Source organism: Alphaproteobacteria bacterium RIFCSPHIGHO2_01_FULL_41_14 (assembly GCA_001767855.1).
Classification (GTDB): domain Bacteria; phylum Pseudomonadota; class Alphaproteobacteria; order UBA7879; family UBA5542; genus 2-01-FULL-41-14.
Window position 1 is genome coordinate 1 of the sequence record MEMF01000001.1, and the last position, 12329, is coordinate 12329.

General features: G+C 47.4%; 10 protein-coding genes and 1 tRNA gene. 8 read left to right on the forward strand and 3 right to left on the reverse strand.

Going from position 1 to position 12329, the window contains the following annotated elements; genetic code table 11:
* Positions 1-224 precede the first annotated feature (224 nt).
* The 4 genes from A2621_04500 (at position 225) to A2621_04515 (ending at position 2487) form a co-directional block, all read left to right on the forward strand.
* The gene (locus A2621_04500; GenBank protein ID OFW90223.1) at positions 225-617 is read left to right on the forward strand and encodes a hypothetical protein; all 393 of its coding nucleotides are present in this window, start codon (positions 225-227) and stop codon (positions 615-617) included.
* 52 nt (positions 618-669) lie between these two features.
* Positions 670-1272, forward strand: a complete 603-nt coding sequence (locus tag A2621_04505; GenBank protein OFW90318.1) for a hypothetical protein — start codon at positions 670-672, stop codon at positions 1270-1272.
* Positions 1273-1335: 63 nt separating this feature from the next.
* A tRNA-Arg gene (locus A2621_04510) sits at positions 1336-1412 on the forward strand.
* A gap of 25 nt (positions 1413-1437) precedes the next feature.
* Positions 1438-2487 carry a hypothetical protein gene (locus A2621_04515; protein ID OFW90224.1) on the forward strand — a complete coding sequence of 350 codons (1050 nt, stop codon included), beginning with the start codon at positions 1438-1440 and terminating at the stop codon, positions 2485-2487.
* A 1-nt stretch (position 2488) separates the two neighbouring features.
* On the opposite strand, the gene A2621_04520 is transcribed toward A2621_04515, so the two are convergent.
* The 3 genes from A2621_04520 to A2621_04530 are packed head-to-tail and all read right to left on the reverse strand — an operon-like array spanning position 2489 to position 4048.
* Positions 2489-3175 (reverse strand): hypothetical protein, encoded by a 687-nt coding sequence (locus A2621_04520; GenBank protein OFW90225.1) that lies wholly within the window; start codon positions 3173-3175, stop codon positions 2489-2491.
* Between the two features lie 57 nt (positions 3176-3232).
* Positions 3233-3676, reverse strand: coding sequence for a hypothetical protein (locus A2621_04525; protein ID OFW90226.1), 444 nt, complete (start codon positions 3674-3676; stop codon positions 3233-3235).
* Complete coding sequence (locus tag A2621_04530) at positions 3677-4048, reverse strand: ribosome silencing factor (GenBank protein OFW90227.1); 372 nt, start codon at positions 4046-4048, stop codon at positions 3677-3679.
* Positions 4049-4251: 203 nt separating this feature from the next.
* On the opposite strand from A2621_04530, the gene A2621_04535 reads away from it, so the two are divergent.
* From A2621_04535 to A2621_04550, 4 genes are all read left to right on the forward strand, one after another.
* A complete protein-coding gene (locus A2621_04535) occupies positions 4252-6945 on the forward strand; it encodes a preprotein translocase subunit SecA (GenBank protein ID OFW90228.1) in 2694 nt (897 codons plus the stop codon).
* A 287-nt stretch (positions 6946-7232) separates the two neighbouring features.
* Positions 7233-8348: a hypothetical protein gene (locus A2621_04540; GenBank protein ID OFW90229.1), complete on the forward strand. Its 1116-nt coding sequence runs from the start codon at positions 7233-7235 to the stop codon at positions 8346-8348.
* A 410-nt stretch (positions 8349-8758) separates the two neighbouring features.
* Positions 8759-9946 carry a hypothetical protein gene (locus A2621_04545; protein OFW90230.1) on the forward strand — a complete coding sequence of 396 codons (1188 nt, stop codon included), beginning with the start codon at positions 8759-8761 and terminating at the stop codon, positions 9944-9946.
* A gap of 224 nt (positions 9947-10170) precedes the next feature.
* Entirely contained in the window at positions 10171-12123 is a 1953-nt protein-coding gene (locus tag A2621_04550; GenBank protein OFW90231.1) for a hypothetical protein, read from the forward strand.
* Positions 12124-12329 lie beyond the last annotated feature (206 nt).

Below are 12329 nucleotides of genomic sequence, written 5' to 3' on the forward strand. Positions count from 1 at the left end.
TCCTTCTGACGCTCATTTTAGACTCCTTTCTAGCGTTACACTCTACCAGAAATTTATCCTTACCTACTGGTCCACTTTCTTAGGACCACCTCTCCAAACAATCAGGCACTTCTTTTTCTGCACCCATTATTTCTGGTGCTGCTGCGTTGATCAGAAGCAAATATCCAAACTTCTCTAGCGAAGAAATTGGTGAAATTTTACTAGAATCAGCGGATCGAACATTTATGAGATTTGATAATCAAGGCCCAATCCAGGTCTATAATAAAAGAGATTTTTCACCTTCTCAACTGATTGCCTTTCGTGACAATCTAGTGAAACAGGGAATAACACGACATGAAACCTATCATACTTTGAAAGGTGATCCGGATGCAGATCAATCGGTAAAGCCAGGAGAGAAACCTGATTTTAAACGATTTTCTCAATATGGTAAGGGGATTTTAAATATTAAAAATGCTTTGCTATATGCCTTTATTCTAAATTTAGAAAAACAAAAAGGGGTAAGATCTTCTCCTGTAGAAATTCGTAAAAAAATGTTAAAAATGCTTCGAGCCGAGCAAGAATTCGCAGCGAAAACAATTCAAAGAGCTTACAGAAAAAAAGAGCAACAAAAGAGCTAGATTTTTCCTCTCTAATATGGCAGTGTCTCTTAGAAGTACAAAAGGAGATTCCATGAGCGTATTAGTCGGTAAGCAAGCCCCTGATTTTACAGCGGCAGCAGTGATGCCTGATAATTCCATTAACGAACACTTTAACCTTAAAAAACATCTTAAAGGAAAAGTAGGTCTTCTATTTTTCTATCCGCTCGACTTTACCTTTGTGTGTCCCTCTGAAATTTTGGCTTTTGATAATCGGATGGCTCAGTTTAAAGAGCGTGGCGTGGAAGTGATCGCGGTGAGTGTGGATTCCCACTTTACCCATCTGGCTTGGAAAAATACGGCCATTAACGCGGGTGGTATTGGACACGTAAAATTTCCCATTGTGGCAGATCTCACAAAGAACATTGCCCGTGATTATGATGTGCTAATCAATGAAGCGGTCGCTTTACGGGGTACTTTCTTGATTGATGAAGAGGGTTTTGTGCGTCATCAAGTGGTGAATGATTTGCCACTCGGACGAAATGTGGATGAATCTCTGCGCATGGTGGATGCCTTACAGTTTCATGAGGAACATGGGGAAGTCTGTCCGGCAGGTTGGAACAAAGGCAGCAAGGGCATGGAACCGACCTCAAAAGGGGTTGCATCCTATCTCAGCAAATTTGCTGAGGGTCTATAGAGGGTCTTTTCTAAAAAAGGCTTGCACTTAGCTGTTCCTTGGGATAAGTTTCCAGAATCTTATGCGCTCGTAGCTCAATTGGATAGAGCACTTGACTACGAATCAAGAGGTTAGAGGTTCGAGTCCTCTCGAGCGCACCAGTTTCTTTGTCTGAGTTTGATCCAAATGCGGTTGTCTTCTGCTCTGTCTTATTCTCTGTTTCTTTCTCGTGTGGGGGAGTTTTTAAGGCCCTTTATTGAGATTGGTCTAAAAAGCCTTGTACAAGAGGATGCGAAAAATCTTTCTTTTTTTGAAATTCTTGACGGGATGTCGATCACAAAACTCTATCGATTCACCCATAAAAACCAGTCTTATGTCTTGCGGATTTTGGCGCCCCATTATACGGCGGAGAAGCGGCGAAATGAAATCGAAGCTCATACCCTTGGAGCTCAACTGGGCATCGCGCCTCGGCTTTATTATACAGACCCCAACGCCTTTATTTTGATCATGGCTTATGTGGAATCACGGGTTCTGACGCTCCATGATCTCAAAAAAAAAGACATTCTGGAAACCTTGGGAAAAATCTTGTCCAAATTGCATGGAAAGTCTGATTTCTTTCCCCATCGGCGGTCTCAGCGGGATCGGGTGATGTTGCATGTCCAGAAAGCGCGGAGGTATGACATTGCTTTCCCATCGGTTTACGAAGATCTCTATGAACGGTATCAAGCAGAAGCCAATCAGCAAGAGAAAAAGGACCAGGCTTTGGTACACGGGGATTTAAATCTGTCGAATATCTTGCTCACCTCCGAGGGAAAAATCTTTCTGATTGATTGGGCGACGGCGAGCCTAGACAATCAATATGTGGACTTAGGGAATCTGACGCTGTGGGGCGGCATGGGACCTGTTGAGACAGAGAGTCTCATGGATGCCTATTTTGGGCGTCCGCCAACAAAAAAAGAACTCACGGCGCTCTGTTGGGGGCAAAAGGGGGGTGCTTTTTATACAGCGACCCTTTGGTTGCAGGCGGCGTATGGTGATGTGGGTCGTCACCCCTCCCTCACCATGGCTGAGCAAAGGCAGGATCTCGATCGATGGATGGAGGAGCCTCTTCGGGAAGCGTGGGACTATACTCGAACGGGGGACGTTGTATCGCTAAAGGCAGGGGAACGAAGTCTGGAAGACAAATTAAAATACGGACTGTCTTTCCTAAAAGCCTATCAGAACTGGGTGTGCTGATTTATACGTAATCAAAGCTGAGGCTTACCCGTCTGTTTTGTGGGTAGGGGCCACGGTTATAACTGCTGAAGCTAATTAGGCATAATCTTTTCGCGTCCACCCCTTTACTGATAAAGTATTGACCCACGGTGTAGGCGCGCTTATAGGCAATCATCCAGCTTGAGGTGTATCCATTTTGGTTGGGGGAGGTTTGGGGGTCAGCGTGGCCTTCAATCCGCAAAATCCAGGGAAATTTTGTTTGTTTCGTGAGACGTAATAATTGGGTAGCAATTTTGTCCAAGGATTTTTTGGCGGAAGGGGTAAGGCCGTCAGACTCTGATTTGAAAAACGTCTGGTCGCGAAAGGTGAGACGCCCTTTTTCCAGAGTAATGCCACACGTGGGGTTCAAGGCTTGCTCAAGGGCACTATTCAGTTGGTACAAGGGAATGGCATCTAGTTTTCTTTGGGTGGTCTCCAGTCTTGCTTCAAAATCAGACTGTACGTTGTTCAGCCGTGCTTTGAGTTGGTTGTTTTCTTGAACTTGGAGATTTAAGCGCTCGCCTAAAGATTTGATCACATCGTTCTTATTATACGAATTTGTATAACGCCCGTTTAAGACGAGACGGTCAACAATCAAAAAGGAAAACCCTATCAAAATGACAAGCAAAACAAAGGACAGTAGGTTTACTAAGAAAGACTGTATGGACATAAAGATAATCCCCCCTATTTCAAGGCTATCATAGAAGGACCGAGCGGTCTAGAGAGTCTATTCTCTATGATACGGATGACCACTTAGAATTTGTTGAGCGCGATAAAGTTGTTCCACTAAGAGAAGGCGGACCATCATGTGGGGCCAAGTGGTGCGGCCAAAAGAAAGGGTCATCTGGGCTTTTTGTTGAGCCAAGGGAGGGAGCCCCCTCGCGGCCCCAATTAAAAAACAAAGATGGCTTTCCCCTTGGGTCTGCCACTTCTCGATGTGGTGGCTGAAGTCCATGCTGGAAAGAGACGTTCCTTTTTCGTCCAAAGCAATGAGGAAGGTGTTTTTGGGAATGAGGGAGAGAAATTTCTCTCCAAAGGTTGATTTGGCTTCTTCCTTTGGGTCCAATTCTTTAAAGGTAACCTTCCAATGAAGGGGGGTCACATAGTCTTGGACTAAAGAAAGCAGGGGGGAGGGTTTTAGTCTCCCAACCGCAACAATGGTAATGTGCATCTATCCTCGTCGAGCGACCAAGAGAGGCGTGCTCCACATATTTTCTAGGTCGTATAGTTGACGTGTTTCTGGGCGGAAGAGATGCACAATCAGGTTTCCGAGGTCCACAAGAATCCAATCAGCGCCATTTTCTTTCCCTTCAATCCGAACATACGTGTGCCCCAATTTATGAGCCGTTTTCTGTACATAATCACCAAGCGCCAATAAATGGCGCTGGCTTGTACCAGAAGCAACAATCATATGATCGGAAAAAGAAGTTTTATCGACTAGGTCGATAACGGTGACGTCTATAGCTTTGTTGTCATCAAGGACTTTACAAATGACCTTTAGAAAGGCTCCCCTCGTTGAAGAGGTTTTATTTTTCACAGACATAGGTCTCCTTATTCTTTTGATTATATCCCTAGAATTTATGAACTTCAAATATTTCTTTAAAAGATTATCTGAGGGGCTGACACCTAATAAAATTAGGGGAACTCTACAAAAAAACACTGATGAATACAAGGATTTCTAAGAAAAAACATTTAATTTTGGTACAATTTCATGTATAACGGAAAGATTAAAAAAGGGTTGTGATGATGTTAAAGACGCTTCTCCAAAAAGTATTCGGTTCTTCTAATGAACGAGTTGTAAAAAAACTTTATTTAACCGTTACTCAAATCAATGGGTTTGAACCGTTGCTCTCTTCCTTGTCTGACGAGGAATTGCGGGCGCAAACAGACAAGTTTCGCACTAAACTTAGGGAAGGGGCTTCTTTACAAGATATCCTGCCCGAGGCATTTGCCACTGTTCGAGAGGCCGCTAAACGGACTCTAGGTCACCGGCATTACGATGTTCAGTTGATGGGAGGCATGATTCTTCATCAGGGGCAAATCGTTGAAATGAAAACGGGGGAAGGAAAAACGTTGGTCGCAACGCTTCCCATTTATCTAAATGCCTTAGAAGGTAAAGGGGTTCACCTTGTCACCATCAACGATTATTTGGCCGAACGAGACACGGCCTGGATGGGAAGAATTTATCGATTTTTGGGTCTGACGGTGTCGTGCATTACGAACAACATGTCAGATGAGGCGCGTCGAGAGGCTTATAAAGCAGATATCACCTATGTGACGAACAACGAGCTGGGGTTCGATTACCTGCGGGACAATATGAAGTTCCGCTTAGAAGAGATGGTTCAGCGTCCCTTTAACTATGCCATCGTGGATGAAGTAGACAGTATTCTCATCGATGAAGCGCGAACCCCCCTGATCATTTCTGGCGCGGCAGAAGACTCTTCGGCTCTTTATGTGTCAGTGAATAAGGTTGTCAGTCAATTAAAAGCAGAAGACTATGAAAAAGATGAAAAGCAAAACAATGTCACGTTGACAGAAAAGGGTGTGGAGAAAGTGGAAGAACTGCTCAGGAAAGCAGGGCTTTTAACCAGCGCGTCCCTTTATGATCTTCAGAATATTTCCTTAGTGCACCATGTGAACCAGGCTTTAAAAGCCCACACCCTTTTCCAGAAAGAAAAGGATTATATCATTAAGGATATGAAGATCGTCCTGATTGACGAGTTTACCGGCCGTATGATGGATGGCCGTCGATTCTCGGATGGGCTGCACCAAGCCTTAGAAGCCAAAGAAGATGTGCCTGTTCAGATGGAGAACCAGACCTTGGCGTCCATTACTTTCCAAAACTATTTTCGTATGTATCCCAAACTAGCGGGAATGACGGGAACAGCCATGACAGAAGCCCTAGAATTTGAAGAAACTTACGGCTTGCAGTGTTTTGATCTCCCCACCCATGAGCCTTGTGTGCGGAAAGACAGGGACGACGAAGTCTATCGGACCGAACGCGAAAAATTTGCGGCGGTGGTAGACGTGGTTAAGGACTGCCAATCCCGTCAGCAGCCCGTGTTGGTAGGAACAGCGAGTATCGAGAAGTCCGAGCAATTCTCCCAAGAGCTGAAAAAACATAAGATTCCTCATAATGTCTTAAATGCACGGTATCATGATAAGGAAGCTCTCATTATTGCGGACGCCGGTCGACCAGGAAACGTTACCATTGCCACCAACATGGCAGGGCGTGGGACAGATATTAAGTTGGGCGGGAATCTAGAAGCGCGCACAGCTCTTGAGTTGGGATCTATGGAAGATGGACCTGCAAAAATCAAAGCCATGCAGAAAATAAAGGAAGACATTCAGAAAGATGCTGAGAAAGTGTTGGCGTCTGGAGGTCTTTATGTGATTGGAACGGAGCGGCATGAAAGCCGGCGGATTGACAATCAGTTGCGGGGGCGGTCTGGTCGTCAAGGAGACCCTGGGGCGTCTAAGTTTTTCTTATCCTTAGAAGATGATCTCATGAGAATTTTTGGATCCGAACGATTGGATAGCATGCTCGTGAAGCTGGGGCTAAAGGAAGGGGAGGCCATTACGCACCCTTGGATCAACAAGGCGTTAGAAAAAGCACAGGGCAAAGTAGAAGCCCGAAACTATGATATGCGGAAGCATTTGCTCAAATACGACAACGTGATGAACGAACAGAGAAAAGCCGTTTATGAGTTGCGTCGTGACTTGATGCAAGATGTGGATGTCTCTGAAATGTTGCAGGGTATGAGAGAAGATGTGGTCAGTCAGTTGATTACCAGCTGTATTCCGCCCAAAGCTTACCCTTCTGATTGGAATATTTCTGGACTTCACGAAGAAGTCCGACGGATTTTTGATTTAGAGCTGCCGGTGGCAGAGTGGGCGTCCGAAGAGGGGATTGCGGATCAAGAAATTAAAAAACGTCTTGAAACTGAGATTGAAAAACAAATTCAGCATAAGTTATCCGGTGTGGATGGCGAGATGCTAAAGACGCTTCAAAAGAGCGTTCTTTTACGTCTCTTAGACCAACATTGGAAGGATCATTTGCTTTCTTTGGACCATATGCGCCAAGGTGTCAATTTGAGGGCCTACGCCCAGCGCGACCCCTTGAATGAATACAAGCACGAAGCCTTTAAGATGTTCGAAGCCATGTTAGAGCGCCTGAAAGAAAACATTATCTCTGTGCTCTGCCATTTCCGTTTCGAACCTGAAGATCTTCTGAATGTCATGCCGGAAGGGCCGGCGCGTATGCATGAAACCCGCCAAGACCCGGCGTTGCAGAATCAACAAAAGGGCCAAGGGGGTCAAGACTCTATGGTAGAGTTTAATCCGTCAGATTCTTCTACCTGGGGGCAGTTACCGCGCAATGTGCCGTGCCCTTGTGGATCTGGGAAGAAATATAAGTATTGCCACGGGAAGTTGAATTAGCCCAGGAGGCTCTTAGGCCGGGTATTTCTGCTTTTCCTGAAAAAACTAGAGCAATCTCTTGACTCGCCATGCTTTTGTTTAAATAAATAAAGAATCAACAAAAAATATTGATTTTCGCGATAAAAAAGGAAATAACGGCTTATTAAGCCTTTAGCGTTAAAGAAGTGATTAAACACACAACGACGTGGAGCCCTTGATGCAACACTGCCTCTGGAGATTTTTTTTATATGCGGCGCTAACAGCTCTCTCATTTTTTGAAAACCACGACCTCCGCGAATGGGTGCCGTATGGAACAACACATCTTCTTTTTATCGATTCTCGTGGCGTTCAACAATCGTTTCCCCTGCCTGGATATGACGATAATCCTCCCAATAACAGCGGCTCGTGCTTCTCCGCTGATGACTCTCCAGATCCAACAACGAGATGAATCGAATGATGCCCTCCTAACCATTTTAGAAAGAACTCTGATGATCATAAAAGTACTCTTGAAATTGCTCCCGTGCCTCAGTTTGGTGATAGCCTTCTCTCTCCCTGTCCTCGGTGCTCCAGCGGATGATGATCCTGCGGACGCCGCCCCCCTTGCCAAAAGAGTATCTCCCTCTTCTGACGCCCCTCAAATCAAGGAGCTCATAGAAGCTTGGTGCATTACAGGCCTAGCAGAAGAAGAATTAAACCGTCTGGTAGACAAGTTTAAGCGTACACTCGATGGCCCCATCGTCAACACCCTCATAGACTTAGGCATTCAATATGCAGGAAATCGCCATGAAGACCTTCCCCTAACGAATTTTCTGCAGATCTTGGGGAGGATAGAAACAGACTATTCTTATTCAGAAGGGCGTGCCGTTCGTTTTGTATACTCTCAATTTGTTTCTTTTTTCTTAGACATAAGGAATCCTGGGCCCTACTTATCTGTGTTGGCGAGCATTTTCATTTCTAATAGGTGCCAAGAACACATCTCCAAACAGATCATATGTGCAGCTCTTCTCTTCAAGTCCCACATAAAAACGGCCCATGATTTTGAGTGTCTTCTAGGGGATGCCCAAAATTTCGTCCGTGCAGCGCACCATACCCTTACCCATGCGGACTTCTCTTCTGGTAGAATGCCCACTTCCATCCTTCCCCCAATCCCTAGGGATGGCTGGAAAGATCTTTTTGAAGAGATCTTTCCATCAGGAGACGACGAGAAGAGCGACACCTCCCCACCCCCTCCTCCTAGAGGAGGAGCGACAGATCGCTTCATTGAGGTGTCCTCCCCCCCTTCTGCTGGCACAGAGGAAGGGGAAACAGATCGTTCTCCCTTGTTGGAGGGAAATCCTCTCCAAAACGACTATACCATCCGCAAGTCTAGTGAAGATAGCGACGAGGAATTTTGGGAAGACGTAGACTCTGGGGCTTCTTCATAACTTTTTTTAGAAAGACTCTAACCATAATTTCAAACCGTTTCACACGTTTTCTTTGCATAAGCCTTACCATCCCTTTTCTTGGGATTCCTTTAGACACAGGAGCGGCACCCACACCAGCCAGCAGGGATGATGATCCTCCTCCTCATGCCAGGCAGAAGCGTCACAGTCCTAGAGATCTAGAGGACCAGAGAGACCCTATACAGAGAGATCCTTACGAAGAGCATCTCAGCAACCACGCAAGTGCTCTCCTACAATCCGTTCTCGCGGACCGTTCAATCTCTCGTCTCCCGAAAGGGACTATTCCCTACTTGAAGGACGTGGTTCAATACATACTACAGAAGTTTCACTATGCCGTAGGGGAACGGAGGCCAATACCCCTCTTAACACTTTATGATCTCTTCAGAGATGCCATGAAAAACTGGTATCCTCTCCTCAGCCAAAGTGTCGATCCTCAGGCCAGCAGTCAAACAAAAGCAGAATGCAGCACTCTTAGGCTTCGACTTCTTATGGAGGATTGGGCCCAAATGGAACAGGCCTATCCTGGAAAAGACCTACCAGCTTTGGTCCATAACCATTACAGAGCCTTATTTCCACAACCTTTAGAGTTGACGTATCAAGAAGCCCATGCTTATTACGCCAATGCCGCATACTATAGCCCCTTCTTCAAAGATCTGGTCGTAAAGTCTGGGTTTAATACCACTATCGCCTCCGCCGCTACGCGCTTCTTTATAAGATCCGTACGCCAAGAGCATACGCACGAAGATCTTCTTCAAATCACCGATTTGATTGGTGCCTATTTAGGCAACAACGAAGCTTATTTTCAACAAAAGTATGGACATCTCGCTTTTCTCACGGAACAATTTGATGCGTGGTTGCCCAGATTCCAACGTCCTTTCCATCAGATTATTCCCCTGATCGAGTCTCTGCACCTTTTTACGAACCCCGGTTTTTCACGCCAACCAGTGGACGCACAACGGCGCATTGCCGAGGATGTTCTTCACATATGGGCGTATCATGAACTCCAAACGCCTATGGACGGAGACCAATCCTATTTTTTTCCTCTTGTGCGCCCAGCGCTGGCTTTGTTCACGGGTTTTGACCTCTTTACACAAGAAACATTCCCGCTGGACCCTTTGAAACTCTTGGTTCTCAGTGCTTGGTCTGTGAGAAGCGCAACAACAAATCAACCTCTATGCCCGTATCCCCTAGACGCTGTCGTTGAGTTGATCAAAAATTATCCCAGAATGCTGCTTGGAAACGAATCAGACCACGAAGGTCATGCCAATTATTTAAACCACTGGGGATCCATAGTCCAATGCTATGTTGATTGCTGTCTCAGCGCCCCAGATCCGCGCTTTCTTCCTTATGTTGTCGTGAGACCTCTCTACCAAACCTTAGGAGAACAATATGTTCATGAAAACCTGTGGGCGTGGTTAAAAATGATCGCTGCCAGTCAGCCTTTGGAGACAGCTTCTGCAGCCGATTCAGGCAGAGGGGAATCTCCCTCAGAGAATCATTCGAGAGATGAAGAATGGAATCCAGCCTGGGATGAGGCCCCGTCCCTTAATCCTAATCCAGAAGGGTGGTTCAATGAATAGAATCTTTACGGAAAGAAAAATGATCTTTCTCGTCCCTCTCATTGGGGCACCTCCCCCTGTCTGTTCCGAGGAAGAACCTAACAAGAGTCTCTTCTGCGCCAGAGGCCTAAAGAGAAAGTACAGAAAAACCAAGAGCCCATACCCCCTGTTTCTTCATCTCTTCCCTTGAAATTTATGCCTTTTCTTTTAAGTGTTTGATGGTACACTGGAAGAAGCAGGAAAAAATGGGGGCAGGGGCGATCTTTTCTATGATCGAGTATAAAAAAATAAAACAGAGGGTACTTTCCCACAGAGTTTTCAGTGTATTTACACGGAAGCACTGCCCTTTTTTGATCCTCATTTTGGGTCTTTTTTTAATCCCTGATCGGTCATACGCTGCTGGAACAAATTCTGTTCAAATTCAGGGGGGGTCCACAGGAAATGGTGCAGGAACTGCGGCCAACGCCTATGGAAATGACAGTGTTGCCATTGGTCCTGCAGCTGTTGCAGGTGTCAGTGGTCAGTCTGGTACTTATGTAGATAATATTGCCGTTGGACACTCATCAACCGCTTCAGCGACCTCTGCCATCGCCATTGGACTTTCCTCCACAGCTTCAGGCAGCGGTGCCGCTGCCGTTGGACCCACAGCAACAGCTTCAGGCAGCGCTAGCGCTGCCATTGGATCTGCTGCAGCGGCTTCAGGTACCGCTGCCGCTGCTGTTGGAGAATCATCAATAGCTTCAGGCAACTATGCTTCTGCCGTTGGAAAGTCAACAACAGCTTCGAATACCTCTACCATCGCTATCGGAGGGACCATTGGGTCGTCAGGCGCCCACGCGAGTGGTCTCTCTTCCATCGCCATTGGAGGGCCTAACGATGCAGGAACGCCTGTGTCTGCCACTGTTGCCGGGAATTATGCAACAGGTATTGGGCCAGGGGCTGCCGCCGCGGGTGCTAGTGCCACCGCCGTTGGAAAGTCATCAACAGCTTCAGCGACCTCTGCCGCTGCCTTTGGATCCTCCTCCGCAGCGACTGGCACCTCTGCCACCGCCATCGGGGTCGCAGCACTAGCTACAGGAACAAGCTCCAGTGCTCTTGGGCACAGCGCCCAAGCGGATGGTCTTTCTTCCATCGCTATTGGAGGGCCCAACGATGCGGGAACGCCTGTACCCGCCCTTGTCACGGGGAATTATGCAACCGGTGTTGGACCAGGGGCCGCCGCCGCGGGTGCTGGTGCCACAGCCCTCGGAAAAACGGCCTCCGCTTCAGCCACCTCTGCCTCTGCCGTTGGAAACTCAGCAACAGCATCAGGGACCTCTTCCATTGCTGTTGGACTTTCATCAGCTGCTTCTGGTACCTCTGCCATCGCCATTGGAGGGCCCAACGATGCGGGAACGCCGGTGTCTGCCACTGTCGCGGGGAATTATGCAACGGGTGTTGGGCCAGGGGCCGCCGCCGCGGGTGCTGGTGCCACAGCCCTCGGAAAAACGGCCTCCGCTTCAGCCACCTCTGCCTCTGCCGTTGGAAACTCCTCCACCGCGTCGGGCACTTCTTCCGCTGCCTTTGGAGCCTCCTCCACAGCTTCAGGCGCCTCTGCCATTGCCGTTGGACTTTCCTCCACAGCTTCAAGTACCTCTACCATCTCCATTGGACCCTCCTCCACCGCGTCGGGCACCTCTTCCGCTGCTTTTGGAGCCTCCTCCACAGCGTCTGGCACTTCTGCCATCGCTATTGGTCCTAGTGCTCAAGCCACCGCGACGAATTCAGGTGCTTTTGGGGTAGGGTCCATTGCCGATCAAGCCAATACCATCTCAGTAGGGTCTGGGGCTGCTGGGGATTCTGCGACGTATCAATATCGCCGCATTATGAATGTGGCTACCCCTACAGCGGCGCACGATGCCACCACCAAAGATTATGTGGATGGTCTACACACCGCTGTTTCTACTGACGTCAGAAACCTAGGTCGTCGGGTCGATAACCTGGGTGCCATGCAAATGGCGGTGGTCAATGCGCAGATCCCGATTCCAGAAGGACATTCTTCCACCATTGGGGTGGGTGTGGGGTCGTATAATGGCACGCAAGCCACCTCTCTGGCCATGGCCCACCGCTTGCCCGGGAATTTCCAATTTAGTGGTAATTTGGCCATTGGAAACAGTGGTGAAAAAGCTGGTGGTATGGGGATAGGATATACGTTCTGAAGATTGTTCCGACGCTCTCAACAGATGATTATAAAAAAACAATCTCCGTCACTCTCGAGCCCTCTGGGCGTGGTAATCCATCTTATAAAGATGTTTCCTATCTGGCATATTTCCTGTAGTACACTTAAAACAGCTGGATCCCGCGCCTATTCTTCGAATGGGCTCTGGATGACGATGGTGGAGAGGAATGAGGCTTGATGGCCTTG

Bases quoted from the DNA above. Each gene is read 5' to 3' on its own strand.
- A2621_04500 (OFW90223.1), top strand. From the start codon at position 225: ATGAGATTTGATAATCAAGGCCCAATCCAGGTCTATAATAAAAGAGAT.
- A2621_04505 (OFW90318.1), top strand. From the start codon at position 670: ATGAGCGTATTAGTCGGTAAGCAAGCCCCTGATTTTACAGCGGCAGCA.
- A2621_04515 (OFW90224.1), top strand. From the start codon at position 1,438: ATGCGGTTGTCTTCTGCTCTGTCTTATTCTCTGTTTCTTTCTCGTGTG.
- A2621_04520 (OFW90225.1), bottom strand. From the start codon at position 3,175: ATGTCCATACAGTCTTTCTTAGTAAACCTACTGTCCTTTGTTTTGCTT.
- A2621_04525 (OFW90226.1), bottom strand. From the start codon at position 3,676: ATGCACATTACCATTGTTGCGGTTGGGAGACTAAAACCCTCCCCCCTG.
- A2621_04530 (OFW90227.1), bottom strand. From the start codon at position 4,048: ATGTCTGTGAAAAATAAAACCTCTTCAACGAGGGGAGCCTTTCTAAAG.
- A2621_04535 (OFW90228.1), top strand. From the start codon at position 4,252: ATGTTAAAGACGCTTCTCCAAAAAGTATTCGGTTCTTCTAATGAACGA.
- A2621_04540 (OFW90229.1), top strand. From the start codon at position 7,233: ATGGAACAACACATCTTCTTTTTATCGATTCTCGTGGCGTTCAACAAT.
- A2621_04545 (OFW90230.1), top strand. From the start codon at position 8,759: ATGAAAAACTGGTATCCTCTCCTCAGCCAAAGTGTCGATCCTCAGGCC.
- A2621_04550 (OFW90231.1), top strand. From the start codon at position 10,171: ATGGGGGCAGGGGCGATCTTTTCTATGATCGAGTATAAAAAAATAAAA.